Source organism: Pseudomonas hormoni (assembly GCF_018502625.1).
GTDB classification, from domain to species: domain Bacteria; phylum Pseudomonadota; class Gammaproteobacteria; order Pseudomonadales; family Pseudomonadaceae; genus Aquipseudomonas; species Aquipseudomonas hormoni.
The window spans coordinates 6,464,949-6,481,491 of record NZ_CP075566.1 but is presented as its reverse complement, the minus strand read 5'-3'; the positions used below and the strand labels follow the sequence as shown (position 1 = coordinate 6,481,491).

General features: G+C 59.8%; 16 protein-coding genes. 9 read left to right on the top strand and 7 right to left on the bottom strand.

Features of this window, described 5'->3' with window-relative positions; all coding sequences use genetic code 11:
- Positions 1 to 86 precede the first annotated feature (86 nt).
- Positions 87 to 1,580, bottom strand: coding sequence for a CoA-acylating methylmalonate-semialdehyde dehydrogenase (locus KJF94_RS30005; RefSeq protein ID WP_214380523.1), 1,494 nt, complete (start codon positions 1,578 to 1,580; stop codon positions 87 to 89).
- Between the two features lie 64 nt (positions 1,581 to 1,644).
- Positions 1,645 to 2,994 carry an omega-aminotransferase AptA gene (gene aptA, locus KJF94_RS30000; protein ID WP_214380522.1) on the bottom strand — a complete coding sequence of 450 codons (1,350 nt, stop codon included), beginning with the start codon at positions 2,992 to 2,994 and terminating at the stop codon, positions 1,645 to 1,647.
- Between the two features lie 139 nt (positions 2,995 to 3,133).
- Between aptA and KJF94_RS29995 the strand changes: the two genes are divergently transcribed.
- From KJF94_RS29995 to KJF94_RS29985, 3 genes are all read left to right on the top strand, one after another.
- Complete coding sequence (locus KJF94_RS29995) at positions 3,134 to 4,054, top strand: LysR family transcriptional regulator (RefSeq protein ID WP_214380521.1); 921 nt, start codon at positions 3,134 to 3,136, stop codon at positions 4,052 to 4,054.
- Positions 4,055 to 4,261: 207 nt separating this feature from the next.
- Positions 4,262 to 4,912 carry a TetR/AcrR family transcriptional regulator gene (locus KJF94_RS29990; RefSeq protein ID WP_214380520.1) on the top strand — a complete coding sequence of 217 codons (651 nt, stop codon included), beginning with the start codon at positions 4,262 to 4,264 and terminating at the stop codon, positions 4,910 to 4,912.
- 7 nt (positions 4,913 to 4,919) lie between these two features.
- Positions 4,920 to 5,501 (top strand): IMPACT family protein, encoded by a 582-nt coding sequence (locus tag KJF94_RS29985; RefSeq protein WP_214380519.1) that lies wholly within the window; start codon positions 4,920 to 4,922, stop codon positions 5,499 to 5,501.
- Positions 5,502 to 5,960: 459 nt separating this feature from the next.
- Here the strand turns inward: KJF94_RS29985 and KJF94_RS29980 are convergent, their stop codons facing one another.
- Positions 5,961 to 6,386 carry a hypothetical protein gene (locus KJF94_RS29980; protein ID WP_214380518.1) on the bottom strand — a complete coding sequence of 142 codons (426 nt, stop codon included), beginning with the start codon at positions 6,384 to 6,386 and terminating at the stop codon, positions 5,961 to 5,963.
- An 83-nt stretch (positions 6,387 to 6,469) separates the two neighbouring features.
- On the opposite strand from KJF94_RS29980, the gene KJF94_RS29975 reads away from it, so the two are divergent.
- The 3 genes from KJF94_RS29975 to KJF94_RS29965 all read left to right on the top strand — a co-directional run bounded on the left by KJF94_RS29975 (position 6,470) and on the right by KJF94_RS29965 (position 9,158).
- Positions 6,470 to 6,820 carry a MerR family transcriptional regulator gene (locus KJF94_RS29975; RefSeq protein ID WP_214380517.1) on the top strand — a complete coding sequence of 117 codons (351 nt, stop codon included), beginning with the start codon at positions 6,470 to 6,472 and terminating at the stop codon, positions 6,818 to 6,820.
- A 25-nt stretch (positions 6,821 to 6,845) separates the two neighbouring features.
- Entirely contained in the window at positions 6,846 to 7,532 is a 687-nt protein-coding gene (locus tag KJF94_RS29970; RefSeq protein ID WP_214380516.1) for an SDR family oxidoreductase, read from the top strand.
- A 267-nt stretch (positions 7,533 to 7,799) separates the two neighbouring features.
- On the top strand, positions 7,800 to 9,158 hold the full coding sequence (locus KJF94_RS29965; RefSeq protein ID WP_214380515.1) for an 8-oxoguanine deaminase: 1,359 nt from the start codon (positions 7,800 to 7,802) through the stop codon (positions 9,156 to 9,158).
- A gap of 79 nt (positions 9,159 to 9,237) precedes the next feature.
- Here the strand turns inward: KJF94_RS29965 and KJF94_RS29960 are convergent, their stop codons facing one another.
- Positions 9,238 to 10,326 (bottom strand): calcium:cation antiporter, encoded by a 1,089-nt coding sequence (locus tag KJF94_RS29960; protein ID WP_214380514.1) that lies wholly within the window; start codon positions 10,324 to 10,326, stop codon positions 9,238 to 9,240.
- A 191-nt stretch (positions 10,327 to 10,517) separates the two neighbouring features.
- Between KJF94_RS29960 and KJF94_RS29955 the strand changes: the two genes are divergently transcribed.
- Positions 10,518 to 11,471 (top strand): adenosine deaminase, encoded by a 954-nt coding sequence (locus tag KJF94_RS29955; protein ID WP_214380513.1) that lies wholly within the window; start codon positions 10,518 to 10,520, stop codon positions 11,469 to 11,471.
- A 110-nt stretch (positions 11,472 to 11,581) separates the two neighbouring features.
- Here the strand turns inward: KJF94_RS29955 and KJF94_RS29950 are convergent, their stop codons facing one another.
- The 3 genes from KJF94_RS29950 to KJF94_RS29940 all read right to left on the bottom strand — a co-directional run bounded on the left by KJF94_RS29950 (position 11,582) and on the right by KJF94_RS29940 (position 15,063).
- Positions 11,582 to 12,958 (bottom strand): MFS transporter, encoded by a 1,377-nt coding sequence (locus KJF94_RS29950; protein ID WP_214380512.1) that lies wholly within the window; start codon positions 12,956 to 12,958, stop codon positions 11,582 to 11,584.
- 125 nt (positions 12,959 to 13,083) lie between these two features.
- Positions 13,084 to 13,818 (bottom strand): ArsR/SmtB family transcription factor, encoded by a 735-nt coding sequence (locus KJF94_RS29945; protein WP_214380511.1) that lies wholly within the window; start codon positions 13,816 to 13,818, stop codon positions 13,084 to 13,086.
- A gap of 315 nt (positions 13,819 to 14,133) precedes the next feature.
- Positions 14,134 to 15,063: a LysR family transcriptional regulator gene (locus KJF94_RS29940; RefSeq protein WP_214380510.1), complete on the bottom strand. Its 930-nt coding sequence runs from the start codon at positions 15,061 to 15,063 to the stop codon at positions 14,134 to 14,136.
- A gap of 119 nt (positions 15,064 to 15,182) precedes the next feature.
- Here KJF94_RS29940 and KJF94_RS29935 point away from each other — a divergent pair, with 119 nt between their 5' ends.
- On the top strand, positions 15,183 to 15,476 hold the full coding sequence (locus KJF94_RS29935; protein WP_214380509.1) for a putative quinol monooxygenase: 294 nt from the start codon (positions 15,183 to 15,185) through the stop codon (positions 15,474 to 15,476).
- A gap of 32 nt (positions 15,477 to 15,508) precedes the next feature.
- On the top strand, positions 15,509 to 16,522 hold the full coding sequence (locus KJF94_RS29930) for a zinc-binding alcohol dehydrogenase family protein (RefSeq protein ID WP_214380508.1): 1,014 nt from the start codon (positions 15,509 to 15,511) through the stop codon (positions 16,520 to 16,522).
- Positions 16,523 to 16,543 lie beyond the last annotated feature (21 nt).

Below are 16,543 nucleotides of genomic sequence, written 5' to 3'. Positions count from 1 at the left end.
TTAATTTCACATTTCTGTCATATAGGTCAAAAAGCCCAGAAACACGAAGGCCGCGCCCCAAGGGGCTCGGCCTTCTTCCCTTCTACTTACAAGCTAGGGAACGCAAATTGCGACGCTTCATGGCTCGCACGCTGCGGCCAGCGCTGCGTAATAGCTTTGCGACGGGTGTAGAAGCGCACGCCATCCGGGCCATACGCATGCAGATCACCGAACAGCGAACGCTTCCAGCCGCCAAAGCTGTGATAAGCCACCGGCACCGGCAACGGCACGTTGACGCCGACCATGCCGACTTCGATCTCATCGCAGAACAACCGCGCCGCTTCCCCATCACGGGTAAAGATGCAGGTACCGTTGCCATACTCGTGATCGTTGATCAGTTGCATCGCTTCTTCCAGGCTGTTCACCCGGACGACACAAAGCACAGGACCAAAGATCTCTTCTTTATAGATACGCATCTCTGGCGTGACGTTATCGAACAGGCAACCGCCCAGGAAGAACCCTTCCTCATGACCGACCACGCTCAGACCACGACCATCAACCACCAAAGAAGCACCGGCAGAGACGCCGTCTTCTATATAGCCACTGACTTTGTCGCGAGCCTGACCGGAAACCAGCGGCCCCATGTCCAGACCACAAGAAGTACCCGCACCGATTTTCAGCGCCTTGATCTGCGGAGTCAGTTTGGCCACCAGCGCATCTGCCACTTGATCACCGACGCACACGGCCACCGAGATCGCCATGCAACGCTCACCGCAAGAACCGTAAGCCGCGCCCATCAGTGCGCTGACGGCGTTATCCAGATCTGCATCCGGCATCAGCACCGCGTGGTTCTTCGCGCCGCCCAGTGCCTGAACGCGTTTGCCGCGCTTGGTGCCTTCGGCGTAGATGTATTCGGCAATCGGCGTCGAGCCAACGAAACTCAACGCTTTGACTTCCGGCGCTTCGATCAGCGCGTCCACTGCAGCCTTGTCACCATGAACAACGCTCAGCACGCCTTTCGGCAGACCGGCTTCCAGCAACAATTGAGCGATCAGCAGCGTCGAGCTTGGATCACGCTCGGACGGTTTGAGGATGAAGCAGTTGCCGCAGACGATCGCCAGCGGATACATCCACAGCGGCACCATCGCCGGGAAGTTGAACGGAGTGATCCCGGCAACCACGCCCAACGGCTGGAAGTCCGACCAGGCATCAATATTCGGGCCGACGTTACGGCTGTATTCACCCTTGAGGATTTCCGGCGCTGCGCACGCGAACTCGACGTTCTCGATACCGCGCTTCAGCTCACCGGCAGCGTCTTCCAGGGTCTTGCCGTGCTCTTCGCTGATCAATTGCGCGATACGCGCTTCGTTCTGCTCCAGCAATTGCTTGAAGCGGAACATCACCTGCGCACGTTTGGCCGGTGGCGTGTTGCGCCAGGCCGGGAACGCAGCCTTGGCCGAATCGATGGCTTTTTGAATGGTTTCGCGGCTGGCCAATGGCAGCTTGTGGATCGCCTGGCCAGTGGACGGGTTGAACACGTCGGCCGTGCGACCGTCTTCGGTCACCAGTTCGCCGTTGATCAAATGCGGGATAAGGCTCATGCGGGGCTCCTGAAAAGTTGTCCACAGGCGCCCTGCAAAGGGCACCTGTATATAGAAGGGAAAATCAGTCGATTTTGTTCAGCACTTCGCCGACCGCGTCGAACAGACGATCAAGGTCTTGCGGCTTGCTGTTGAAGGTTGGGCCGAACTGCAGGGTGTCGCCGCCGAAGCGGACGTAGAACCCGGCTTTCCACAGCGCCATGCCCGCTTCGAACGGACGCACAATGGCGTCGCCATCACGCGGGGCAATCTGGATCGCACCGGCCAGACCGTAGTTACGAATGTCGATAATGTTTTTCGAGCCCTTCAGGCCGTGCAGCGCATTTTCGAAATGCGGCGCGACTTCGGCCACGCTCTGCACCAGGTTTTCCTTTTGCAGCAGGTCGAGGGCTGCCAGGCCAGCGGCGCAAGCCACCGGGTGCGCGGAGTAGGTGTAACCGTGCGGGAATTCCACCGCGTACTCAGGCGTCGCCTGGTTCATGAAGGTCTGGTAGATCTCGGAGCTGGCAATCACTGCGCCCATCGGGATCGCGCCGTTGGTGACTTGCTTGGCGATGCACATCAGGTCCGGGGTCACGCCGAAGCTGTCAGCGCCAAACATCGAGCCGGTACGGCCGAAACCGGTGATCACTTCGTCGAACACCAGCAGGATGTTGTGCTGATCGCAGATCTCGCGCAGACGCTTGAGGTAGCCCTCAGGCGGAACCAGAACGCCAGCGGAACCGGCCATTGGCTCGACGAATACAGCGGCGATGTTCGAAGCGTCATGCAGTTCGATCAACTTGAGCAGCTCGTCCGCCAGGGCGATACCGCCCTCTTTCGGCATGCCACGGGAATAGGCATTGCTCGCCAGCAAGGTGTGCGGCAGATGATCGACGTCCATCATCGCCTGACCGAAGATCTTGCGGTTGCCGTTCACGCCGCCGAGGCTGGTGCCGGCAATGTTCACACCGTGGTAGCCACGGGCACGGCCGATCATTTTGGTCTTGGTTGCCTGGCCTTTCAGGCGCCAGTAAGCGCGAACCATCTTCACCGCGGTATCCGCACACTCGGAACCCGAGTCGGTGAAAAACACGTGATTCAGGTTGCCCGGCGTCAGGTCAGTGATTTTCTCGGCCAGCTGGAACGACAACGGGTGACCGTACTGGAAGCCCGGCGAGTAATCGAGGGTGCCCAACTGCTTGGCAACCGCTTCCTGGATTTCCTTGCGCGTGTGCCCGGCGCCGCAGGTCCACAGACCGGACAGCGAATCGTAGACCTTGCGGCCCTTGTCGTCCGTCAGCCAACTCCCTTCAGCCGCCACGATCAGTCGCGGATCGCGCTGGAAATTCCGGTTGGCGGTGTAGGGCATCCAGTGAGCATCGAGCTTCAACTGGCTGGCCAGAGGAGACTGGGCATTTTCGGGCAAGTTCATGGGCAAAACCTCGCAGGGCAATAAGCGGCGTGGAGATGAAAAGCGTTCTTGCAGCTAAATTGCCACGGGGATAAAGTCGGTGAAATCCAACTTTTGTAACGTTCAGTCAGGCCGTTACTAAACTTTGAGTAATTAATGCATGAGCAGCCGTCGCCCCGATCCGCTGGCACAAGTCAGCGACTTTGATATCCGCCTGCTACGTATTTTTCGCAGCGTGGTGGAATGCGGCGGTTTCTCCGCAGCCGAATCGGTGCTCGGCATCGGTCGCTCGGCGATCAGCCAGCAGATGAGCGACCTGGAACAGCGTCTCGGTCTGCGCCTGTGTCAACGCGGTCGCGCCGGTTTTTCCCTGACGGAGGAAGGTCGCGAGGTTTACCAGTCGGCATTACAACTTTTGAGTGCACTGGAAAGCTTCCGCACCGAAGTCAACGGTCTGCACCAACATCTGCGCGGCGAACTGACCATCGGCCTGACCGACAACCTCGTCACCCTGCCCCACATGCGCATCACCCACGCCCTGGCGCAATTGAAGGAACGCGGACCGGACGTGCAGATTCAGATCCGCATGATCGCGCCCAACGAAGTCGAACAAGGTGTGCTCGACGGTCGTTTGCATGTCGGTGTGGTTCCCCAGGCGAGCGTGCTGTCGGGGTTGGAATACCAGCCGCTCTACAGCGAACGTTCGCTGCTGTATTGCGCGGTCGGTCATCCTTTGTTCTACGTCGACGACAAACAACTGGACGATGAACGCCTCAACAGCCAGGACGCCATCGCCCCGACCTTCCGCTTGCCCGCCGAAATCCAGGCGCATTACCAGGCCCTCAACTGCACCGCCAGTGCCTCGGACCGCGAAGGCATGGCATTCCTGATTCTCACTGGACGCTATATCGGCTACCTGCCCGATCACTACGCCAGCCTCTGGGTTCAACAAGGTCGGTTGCGCGCACTGAAACCTAAAGCGCGCTTCTATGACCTGAGCCTCGCATCGGTTACACGCAAGGGCCGTCGCCCGCATTTGGTGCTTGAAAGCTTCCTCGAAAGCCTGGCCGCGACACGCTGAAAGCGATGGAAACCTGTAGGAGCCGAGCTTGCTCGCGAACGCGGTGTGTCAGTCGACATTAATACTGCTGACACACCGCCTTCGCGAGCAAGCTCGGCTCCTACAGGGGTTGTGGCGTTCAGGTTTTATTGCGTCAGGACTTGTCGGATCCCCATGGGTGCGCTATCAACGCACTGGTTGCACCCACCCACCTGTCCGGAAGTGCTTATGACCTTTGAAGTCCCCGCTCACGGCGGCAAACCCGCCAGCCGCATTCGTCAGAAGAACGAAGAGACCATCATCAAAGCCGCTGAAGACGAGTTCGCCCGACACGGGTTCAAAGGCACCAGCATGAACACCATCGCCCTGAATGCCGGGTTGCCCAAAGCGAACCTGCATTACTACTTCACCAACAAACTGGGGTTGTACGTGGCGGTGCTGAGCAACATCCTTCAGTTGTGGGACAGCACCTTCAATACCCTGACCGCCGAGGATGATCCGGCCGAAGCGCTGACGCGCTACATCCGCGCCAAGATGGAATTCTCCCGCCGCCAACCGCAAGCCTCGCGGATCTTCGCGATGGAAGTGATCAGCGGCGGCGAATGCCTGACCGAGTATTTCAACCAGGACTACCGCGTCTGGTTCCAGGGCCGGGCGGCGGTATTCCAGGCGTGGATCGACGCCGGCAAAATGGACCCTGTCGACCCGGTCAACCTGATCTTCCTGTTGTGGGGCAGCACCCAGCATTACGCCGATTTCGCCACGCAAATTTGCCGGGTCAGCGGCCGTACCAAGTTGACCAAGCAAGACATGGAGGACGCCGGCAACAACCTGATCCGCATCATTCTCAAGGGCTGCGGCCTGACTCCAGCTAATTAAGACTCTTATGCCTTTTACCCTCAGCGGCTTTTGCGAATACCGCGAAGAGATTCGCAAAAGCCGTTTCATCACCTTCGCCGCGCCGATCAGCAGCCCTGCTGAAGCCCAGGCGTTTATCGAACAGCACAGTGATTTGAATGCCACGCACAACTGCTGGGCATGGAAGCTCGGCGCTCAATACCGCAGCACCGATGATGGCGAGCCGGGCGGTACGGCTGGCCGACCGATTCTGGCGGCGATCGATGCTCAGGATTGCGATCAGGTCGCCGTGCTGGTGATCCGTTGGTATGGCGGCATTCAACTCGGCACCGGTGGGCTCGCCCGGGCATATGGCGGCGGCGCCAACAAGTGCCTGCAAGCCGCGCCGAAAATAGAGCTGATCAGCCGAGTGCCGGTGAGTTGCGCCTGCGGGTTTGCTGAACTGACGCTGGTGAAACTTCGGGTGGCGGAACTTGGCGGGCTGGTTGTAGAAGAAACGTTCACGGCCAACGGTGTAGAGCTGCAATTGGCGATGGGCGAAGCGCAGATCGAAACCCTGCAAACCCAGCTTGCGGATTTGAGTCGCGGGCGCATTCTGTTGCAGCGCTGATCGCACCAACAACGTACACAGCCCTTTCGTCTAACTGTCGCAGTTGCCCACATCTACTGTGCACCCGGCTGTGGATAACCTGAGCACATACCGCTGTAACCCTTCTGTCATGCGGCTTTGCGGGCATTGCTCATTTTTCGCTCAATTTGCCATCACCATGACTAAATCCACGTAAAAACAATAAGTTAGAGTGGGTTATCACCTTTAGAAGAAAGCCGCTCAGTGCTTATGCCCGAGCTTTGAGCTTGCGCACAAATACTGTGGAGCAATCTGTGGATAACCCGTTCATGGCTGTCGCGGCCCCATGTCCGGCATGGCTTGCAATGGGTTGCTCGTTTTTTGACCAAACCTTGATGAGCAAAAGCGGAGCCTGATCAACGGCTTCGCCCTCAAGTGGTGCCTGATGGAAATCGAAAGGTGGCGAGGCGGCGTCCCAAACGCCTTGGTCGCCACGGATTTTCAGATTTCCTGTCTCAATGGCCAGCTACTTGTTTTATCCACAGGCAACACCTGAACCACGCCCCACGCCAATTCAAAAAACAAAAAAATCACCAACAGCGAACTGGCGCCATGCAACAAGGCATAGAGCTGCCAAGCCGAGAACAGAAATCGGCCCACGGCGTCATACCGACCAAACACCTGCTGCGGATCACGAATTCGCAGCACGGCCCAAATGCACACAATCGATCCCAACAGGTTCGCCATCAGCATGTGCATTGGCTCAAACGCCGGCAGTTCTCCGGACAAGTCGAACGCCCGGCTCACACTTGTCAAAACGCCGTGCAACGCCGCAAATGTCCACGGCGTGACAAACGCCGCCGTCACGATCAAGTCATACCAGGCGCTGCCACGCACCAACCGGCGATATTGCGTTGAAGTCCACATCGGCATTGCTCCATAAATTCAGGGAGCAACAAGGCTAAAGCCTGGAGTATGCTCCAGGGTCAAGCCCCTCTCGAGACGTCAGGATGCGTATCGGTGAATTAGCCCAGGCCAGCGCCGTCAGCCGTGACACGCTGCGCTTCTACGAACAACGCGGATTGATCGCCGCGCAACGCAGCGCCAACGGTTATCGCGACTATCCGCCGGACGTGGTGCAGCTGGTGCTGTACATCAAGACCGCTCAACGGCTGGGTTTTACCCTGGGCGAAATCGGCAGCAGCGTCGCCGCGTTGTGGCAGTCGCCTGACCCGGACAGCGCCGTCACGCAATTGCTGCAAGACAAACTCAAACTGATCGAAACCCGAATGGATGAACTGGGCGCGCTGCGACACGAGTTGCAACAACGGCTCGGGCAACGTTGTCCGTTAACTCCGTGACCCTCATTTTTCAAGGAAGCCACTCATGTCCAAGGCAAAAACCGCACTCATCATCGGCGCCTCCCGGGGCCTGGGCCTCGGTCTGGTGAAGACCCTGCTGGCCGACGGCTGGCAAGTCACCGCCACCGTGCGCAACCCGCAGAATGCCGACGCCTTGCAGGCATTGGGCAAGGTGCGGATCGAAAAACTCGACATGGATGACCAGCAGGCAGTCATCGCGCTGAGTCAGCAACTCAAGGGCGAAGTGTTTGATCTGTTGTTCGTGAATGCCGGGGTCAAGGGGCCGGAAGTACAGACACCGGGCGGCGCGACGCTGGCTGAAGTGGGCCAGTTGTTTTTCACCAATGCAGTGGCACCGATCAATCTGGCACAACGTTTTGTCGGGCAAATTCGCCCGGAAAGCGGCGTACTGGCGTTCATGAGTTCGGTGCTCGGCAGCGTGACCATGCCGGACGCACCGGAGCTGGCGTTGTACAAGGCGAGCAAGGCGGCATTGAACTCCATGACCAATAGCTTTGTGACGCAATTGGGCGAGCAGAAACTGACCGTGCTGTCGCTGCATCCGGGCTGGGTGAAAACCGACATGGGCGGCGAAGGCGCTGATATCGATGTGGAAACCAGTACACGGGGGTTGGTGGATCAGGTGAATGCGTATGTCGGCAAGGGTGGGCATCACTTTGTGAATTACAAGGGTGAGACCATTCCCTGGTAACCAACACAAATCCAATGTGGGAGCGAGCCTGCTCGCGATGGAGTGTCAGTCGACATCAATGCGGCTGACCCACCATCGCGAGCAGGCTCGCTCCCACAAGGGTTTCATTCCACGCTGGGATTAGCGTCGTCCTGTCGGGCCGGGCTTGCCCGTAAACTCTTTTTGTTTGAAACTCCGCACCTCGTCCCCCGCGGCGACCCTGGATCAGCAGACAGGGTAATCACTGAGCTGGCTAACCTGAACCCACTTTCAGAGGAGCCGGCCAACATGCCTGCGACCCGTACCTGGTTAAAAAATCCCCTTGCGATCTTCACTGCCAATGGCCTCGATGCCCGTGGCGGCCTGGTTGTGCAAGACGGTCTGATCGTCGAAGTGCTTGCCGCCGGCCAGCAACCTTCTTCGCCTTGCGGGCAAGTGTTCGATGCCCGCGAGCATGTGATCCTGCCGGGGCTGATCAACACCCATCACCACTTCTATCAAACCCTGACCCGCGCCTGGGCGCCGGTGGTCAATCAGCCGTTGTTCCCGTGGTTGAAAACCCTGTACCCGGTCTGGGCGCGACTCACCCCTGAAAAGCTCGCCCTCGCCACGAAAGTCGCGCTGGCGGAGTTGCTGTTGTCTGGCTGCACCACAGCGGCCGATCACCATTACCTGTTCCCGCAAGGCCTGGAAAATGCGATCGACGTGCAAGTCGAGAGCGTCCGCGAACTCGGCATGCGCGCCATGCTCACGCGCGGTTCCATGAGCCTCGGCGAAAAGGACGGCGGCCTGCCACCGCAGCAAACCGTGCAGGAGGGCGAAGTGATTCTCGACGACAGTCAGCGCCTGATCGCCGAATACCACGAACGCGGCGATGGCGCGCAAATCCAGATCGCCCTGGCGCCGTGCTCTCCATTCTCGGTGACCCCGGAAATCATGTCGGCCAGCGCCGAACTGGCGAACAAACTCGATGTGCGCCTGCACACCCATCTGGCGGAAACCCTCGATGAAGAAGACTTCTGCCTGCAGCGCTTCGGCCTGCGTACCGTGGATTACCTGGACAGCGTCGGCTGGCTCGGCCCGCGCACCTGGCTCGCGCATGGCATCCACTTCAACCCTGACGAAATCGCCCGCCTCGGCGCGGCCGGCACTGGCATTTGCCATTGCCCGAGCTCGAACATGCGCCTGGCCTCCGGCATTTGCCCGACACTGGACCTGACCGCCGCCGGCGCATTGCTGGGGCTGGGTGTGGACGGTTCGGCGTCCAACGATGCGTCGAACATGATGCTCGAAACCCGTCAGGCGCTTTACATTCAGCGGCTGCGTTATGGCGCCGAGAGAATCACCCCGGAACTGGTGCTGGGTTGGGCGACCAAAGGCTCGGCGAGTTTGCTCGGGCGTACCGATATTGGTGAGCTGGCGGTGGGCAAGCAGGCGGATCTGGCGTTGTTCAAGCTGGATGAGCTGCGCTTCTCGGGCAGTCATGATCCGGTGTCGGCGTTGCTGTTGTGCGGCGCGGACCGGGCGGATCGGGTGATGGTGGGTGGCAAGTGGCGAGTGATTGACGGGCAGGTTGAGGGGCTGGATCTGAAGGGGTTGATTGCGGATCACAGCCAGGCGGCTCGGCAGTTGATCGCGGGCGTCTGATCGGACGCCTTCGCGGGCAAGCCTAGCTCCTACTGGTCACGCGTCGGACCTGTAGGAGCAAGGCTTGCCCGCGAAGCTTTTAAAGACCGAGCAGCGACAACATGATGAACGTCGCAAACAGTACAAAGTGGGTCATGCCTTCGATGGCATTGGTTTCGCCATCGTTGAGGTTGATCGCGCTAACGATCAGGGTAAGGAAGATCATCACCGTCTGCACCGGCGTCATCGCCATCTGAAACGGTTGGCCGGTGTAGAGCGCCATAGCTTCCATCACCGGCACCGTCAGGATCACCGTCGACAGCGATGCACCCATGGCGATGTTGACCACCGACTGCATGCGGTTGGCCAGCGCCGCGCGCAACGCCGTCAGAATCTCTGGCGCCGCGGAAATCGCCGCCACCAGAATCGCCGTGATCACTGGCGGTGCGCCCGTCCCTTCCAGTCCCAGGTCGAGGGTCTTGGACATCACCTCGGCCAATGCGCCGATCACCACCACACCAAACACCAACGTCCCGATACTCAACACAAGATTGACCGGTTCAGGTTCTTCTTCCGGGACTTTCTTGCGGCGTTTTTCCGGGTAGCTGTAGCTGAAAAAATAACTGTGCGGCCCGACCTGCATGCGCAGGAACAGGGTGTAAAGCACGACCATCGCACCGATGGTGAACGCGGAATACAGCTTCCAGTTCGCCTCGGGAATGAACTCCGGCACCACCATGGAAACGCCCATGGCGGTGAGGATCATCACGCTGTAGCTGCGCGCCGAGTCATCGTTGTAGGACTGTTCGCCATGCTTGATCCCGCCCATCAACGCCGCGAGGCCGAGGATGCCGTTGATATCGAGCATGACCGCCGAGTAAATCGTGTCGCGCACCAGCGTCGGTGAGGCTTCGTTGCTCATCATGATCGCCAGGATCACCACTTCCACCAGTACCGCTGCCAGGGTCAGGATCATTGTGCCGTAGGGGTCGCCGACTTTTTCCGCCAGCAGCTCGGCGTGATGGGCGACGCGCATGGACGCAGCGACGATGAAGGCGATCAGCACGAGGCCGGCGGACAGGGCGATGGGCTGGCCGCTGTGCAGCATCCAGTGTTCCATCGGGTAAGCGATGAAGGCGGCAATCAGGGCCAGCAGCAGAAACTTTTCTTGCTTGAGGAGTGTGAGCATTGCAGGCCTTTTTGCCGAATGGAGCGGAATCAGCGTGATGAGCTACTGACTGCGGAGCGGCGCTAACGTTTCGTTACACCTTAGCGCACCCGTGGATGGCTGCAGGTTGATGGACCTCTTGGTCAGGTTTTAACAATTGTTGCAGCGAGCATCTGTAGAATGCCGTCATTGCACCTGATGAGATTTCAACAATGTACGATTGGCTGAACGCCCTGCCCAAGGCAGAACTGCACCTGCACCTCGAGGGTTCGCTCGAGCCCGAACTGCTGTTCGCCCTGGCCGAACGCAACCGGATCGCCCTGCCGTGGAGCGACGTCGAAACCCTGCGCAAGGCGTACGCCTTCAACAACCTGCAAGAGTTTCTCGACCTGTATTACCAGGGCGCCGATGTGCTGCGTACCTCCCAGGATTTCTACGACCTGACTTGGGCGTACCTGTTGCGCTGCAAGGCGCAGAACGTGATCCACACCGAACCGTTCTTCGACCCGCAGACCCACACCGACCGTGGCATCCCGTTCGAAGTGGTGCTCAACGGCATCGCCGCCGCGCTGAAGGACGGCGAGCAGCAACTGGGCATCACCAGCGGTCTGATCCTGAGCTTCCTGCGTCACTTGAGCGAAGACGAAGCGCAGAAGACCCTCGACCAGGCGCTGCCGTTCCGCGAAGCGTTTGTGGCCGTCGGCCTGGACAGTTCGGAAATGGGTCACCCGCCAAGCAAGTTCCAGCGAGTGTTTGATCGTGCCCGTCACGAAGGTTTCCTGACCGTCGCTCACGCCGGTGAAGAAGGCCCGCCGGAATACATCTGGGAAGCCCTCGACCTGCTGAAAATCCAGCGTATCGACCATGGCGTGCGTGCCATCGAAGACGAGCGTTTGATGCAGCGGATCATTGACGAGCAGATTCCGTTGACGGTGTGCCCGTTGTCCAACACCAAGCTTTGCGTGTTCGATCACATGTCACAGCACAACATTCTCGACATGCTTGAGCGCGGCGTGAAAGTCACCGTGAACTCGGATGACCCGGCGTACTTCGGCGGGTATGTGACCGAGAACTTCCATGCGCTGTATACCGATCTGGGCATGACCCAGGATCAGGCCAAGCGGTTGGCGCAAAACAGCCTGGATGCACGGTTGGTAAAACCATAAAGCCGCCTTCGCGGGCAAGCCTCGCTCCTACAGGTTTCGCATGGACCTTGTAGGAGCGAGCGGTGCGACGATTCGACTTGCCCGTGAAGAACGATAACGCGGTCTCCAATCTAACCCACGGCCTCGCTCAACTCCTCCAGCGTCTTGCCCCGCGTCTCCATCCCGAACACCCACACCACCCCCGCCGCAATCGCAAAGCACATCGCCCCCAGCGCGAACACGCCACCCTGCCCGGTCATCGGGAACACCAGCCCGGTCACCAACGGCCCGAGCAACGAACCCACGCGGCCAATCGCCGACGCAAAACCGGAACCCGTGGCCCGCGCCGACGTCGGGTACAACTCCGGCGTGTAGGTGTAGAGCACCGCCCACATGCCGAACAGGAAAAACTGCATCAACAGCCCCGACGTAATCAGCAAGCCGACATTGCCGCCAAACACCGCGCTCTGACCGTAAAGAAACGCCATCACCCCGCCGCCGAGCAACGTCACCACGCACACCGGTTTACGTCCCCAGCGTTCCACCAGCCAAGCGGCCATGAGGAAACCGGGAATCCCGCCGAGGGAAATCAGCACGGTGTAATACACCGACTGGGTCACGGCAAAACCTGACTGCTGCAGCAGCGCGCTGAGCCACGACGTCAACCCGTAGAAACCCAGCAAGGCAAAGAACCAGACGCTCCAGATCATCATCGTGCGTTGGCGATACAGCGGCGACCAGATCTGCTGCAAAGCCGAAAAGAAGTTGCCCGGCGTACTTGCCACACGCGGCAAGCGGATCGGCTCAGGCAAATCCGCACGACCCAGGGATGTCCGGACCCGCGCTTCGATACCCAGCAAGACCTTGTCCGCCGCCTCATCACGCCCGGCCTGTTCCAGCCAGCGCGGTGACTCGGGAATGAAAAAACGAATCGCCAGGACAAACACCGCCGGCACCGCCAACACCAGAAAAATGTCCCGCCAGCCAATCACCGGTAACAGGAAATACGACAGCACCCCGGCCGCGACAAACCCCAGTGGCCAGAAACCGTCCATCAACGCGATGTAGCGCCCACGCCTCTTCGCCGGAATCAATTCCGAAAGCATCGACTGGGCGATGGGGAACTCCATGCCCATGCCGATTCCCAGGAGGATACGGAAGAGCGTCAGCGTCTCGACATTCTGCGCCGTAGAGCACAGATAACTGGCGATACCCCACAACACAATGCTCCACTGGAACACCGGTTTGCGGCCGAAACGGTCCGCCAGCATGCCGGACAGTGATGCGCCCACGACCATGCCGAAGAAACTCGAACTGGCGAGCAACCCGGCCTGCGCCGTGCTGAGGCCGAACTCGGTTTTGATCGAACCGAGCAGGAAAGTCATCATCGCCAGGTCCATGGAGTCAAAGAAAAACGCCAGGGCAATGATGATGAAAATGATCCGGTGATAACCGCTGATGGGCAGCCGTTCCAATCGTTCTGCCGCGCTGAAGCCTCGTGTTTCCATGCCACATCCCCCGTTCGAAAGTCCCGAATCGAGTGTGCGCGATGGCCGCCGGGGGTTATTGCTGGATGCGACCTGGCCACAGCTCTGAACGACGCCCGAAACCCCGGACGTCGATCCCGATGCGTCTACAACGCCATTTCCAGCTCGGTCTCCTTGGCAAAACGGTGGATTTCACGCTGCCCCGTCGCGGTGACATGCAAGGCGCGCGAATCGTTCGGCAAGCTCAGCCAGCCGGACTGCATGAACAACTGCAGCAACGCCGCGCCCAGTGAACCGCCCATGTGCGGACGTCTTTCGCTCCAGTCAGGACAGGCACAGGCGGCTCGGCCGGTGCTCTGCGCCAGCGCCTGGACGAAAACGCCACGTGTCGCCAGTTGCGTGGCGCCCTTGTGCGTGATCGACACCCGATGATCGAACTGTTCGATCCAGCCCGCATCCAGCAAGCGCTGGTACAGATCGGCGGCCAGCGTGCCGCCTAAATGATCGTCGCAGAGCCGGGCGCGCAACAAGGATGAGGGCGCGGCCTGACGTTTGGGGATGGTGGGGGTGCGGCTGAAAATATCGGGAATGTCCCGAGGTGTGCTGGCGATCGTCGCACTGGCGAGCGCTTCTATCGCGGCTCCGACTTCGGGGGCGGCCAGCCGGAAGAATCGCTTGCGGCCGCGGGTTTCGACTTTCAACAGACCTCCGGCGGACAAACGCCCCAGGTGTGCACTGGCCGAAGACGGCGACAGGCGGGCCAGCAATGCCAGCTCTTCAGTCTGCCGCGCAGCGCCATCCATCAAGGCCCACATCATTGCGCTGCGCTTTGGGTCAGCCAGCAACGTGGCTATCTGGCTGATGCAAGGTGCATGTTCCATGTATTCACTCCCTGTTGAATCGTTTCGTCTACTGCTCGGAGACATCTTGACCAGTAATGTGTCGTCGGCCAAGACGTGGTAACCGCCATAAACCGGGCAAAGCCCCCACTCACACAAGCCATTGCTTCGAGGACCTTGCAACGGCCGGCGATTGACGGTGGAGCCTGACCGACTCGAACGCGGACTCGCCATGGCGAGGTCGACGGTGCGTACATGAGGCGAGCGCTAGTATAAGCGCGTTACCCGTCGGTTCCTGCCCCCCGGAAACCATTGGTGGTGATTGATCCTGAGGGAAATTTCGCTATTTGCCTGCGACTAATGATCGACACCCGCCAAGACGGGAAATTGACCGCCTATATGAGTACATCGGCTGGCAAGCATTTCCCGCAAAAGGTTCACCGGCTTACTCAATTGTGCGCGATGGGCGCACAGCAGATTCAGCGGTGCGCGCTCACAGAGCAGCTCCGGCATCAGTACTTTCAGGCGACCGGCCAACACATCGGCGGCGACATCGAGCCAGGATTTGTAGGCGATCCCGGCACCCGCCACAGCCCACAAACGCACCACATCGGCATCGTCACTGAAACGATCACCGCTGACGGTCAGGCTGACTTCGCGTTTGCCGTCGTGAAAACTCCAGTGGTCGTGCACCCGGCTTCCGAGCATGAACAGCAAGCAATTATGCTGCGCCAGTTGTTCCAGTTGCCGCGGCTCGCCATGCCGGGCCAGGTAGCTCGGGGCGGCACACAGCACGCGGCGGTTGTGCGGGGCGATGGGCAGCGCCACCAGGCTCGAGTCCTCCGGCTCACCGTAGCGCAGGGCAATGTCCACCGGTTGGCGGAACAGGTCGGCGATGCGGTCGCCCAGCAACAAACGCACCGTGAGTTTCGGGTGTTCACGCTGGAACTCGTCCAGCCAGGGCAGCAGCAGGTTGCGACCGAAATCCGAAGGTGCCGACAGCTGCAACACCCCGCTGACCTGGTCCTGACCACTGGCCAATAGACGGCGACCTTCATCGAGATTGCTCAGCGCGGCCCGGGCGTACTCGAGAAATCCTTCGCCCTCGGCGGTCAGGCGCAGGCTGCGCGTGGAACGGGCGAGCAACCGGGCGCCGAGTTGCTGTTCGATGCGCTTCAACGCCGCACTCGCCACCGCCGCCGACATGTCCATTCCCCGCGCCGCCGCTGACAGGCTGCCCAGGTCCGCTGCCCGGACGAACAACTGCAAGTCATCGAAACGCAGCATTTTCAGCCTCGATTATCAAAAAAATATTGAAAGAGACTGCTCTTTTAGCGGGTTTTATCTTGTAGAGAAATAGCCAATCATCTGTCGCATCGAAAATCACACCACTCCCGGAGTCGACCATGTCCCAGCCTTTTACCGCCATTGCCACCCTGATCGCCAAAGCCGGCCAACAGGACGCGCTCGAACAACACTTGCGTGCACTGCTGGAGCCGACCCGCGCCGAGGTCGGTTGCGGTCAATACGACCTGCATCAGGATCTGGCCAATCCGCTGGCCTTCTACATGATTGAACAGTGGAGCAGCGACGAAGCGCTACAAGCCCATGACGCCAGCGCGCACATCCAGAACTTTCGCGCCCGGGCCGGCGACCTGATCGAACACTTCGATCTCAAGCGCCTGCGCTCCGTTGCTTGATCCCTTCCTCTATTACTGTTCGGAAATCCCTCATGAAAGCCATTGCCTACTACGCCTCGTTGCCGATCAGCGACGAAAAATCCCTGCAAGACATCGAACTGCCGGAACCGGTCGCCGGCCCGCGTGATCTGCTGGTGGAAGTCAAAGCCATCTCGGTCAACCCGGTAGACACCAAGGTCCGCCAGAACGTCCAGCCCGAAGGCGGCGCGGCAAAAGTGCTGGGCTGGGACGTGGCCGGCGTGGTCAAGGCAGTCGGCAGCGAAGTGACGTTGTTCAAGACCGGCGACAAGGTGTTCTATGCCGGCTCGATTGCCCGCGCCGGCGGCAACAGCGAACTGCACGTGGTGGACGAGCGGATCGTCGGCCATATGCCGAAAACCCTCGGTTACGCCGAAGCGGCCGCACTGCCGCTGACCGCTATCACCGCGTGGGAATTGCTTTTCGAACGCCTGCAAGTGCGCGAAGGCAACACTGATGAAGGCCAGAATTTGCTGATCGTCGGAGCGGCCGGCGGTGTCGGTTCAATCCTGACGCAACTGGCCAGTCAACTCACCGGTTTGAAAGTCATCGGCACCGCTTCCCGTGCGCAAACCCAGAGCTGGGTGCGTGAGTTGGGCGCCGACCTGGTGATCGATCACAGCCAGCCGCTCGGCGAAGAACTGAAACGCGCAGGCGTTGCGCAGGTGACCCACGTCGCCAGCCTGACCCAGACCGATCAGCATCTCGATCAATTGGTCGAGGCCCTGGCACCACAAGGCAAACTCGCGCTGATCGATGATCCGAAAGCGCTGGACGTGACCAAGCTCAAACGCAAGAGCCTGTCCCTGCACTGGGAGTTTATGTACACCCGCTCGCTGTTCGAAACGGCGGACATGATCGAGCAGCACAAACTGCTCAACCGCGTGGCCGGGCTGATCGATGCCGGGACACTGAAAACCACGGTGGGCGAGCACTTCGGGACTATCAACGCGGCAAATCTGCGGCGTGCGCATGAGCTGCTGGAGAGCGGCAAGTCCAAGGGCAAGATTGTGCTGGAAGGCTTCTGAAACAGATTGATACAAGTGTCG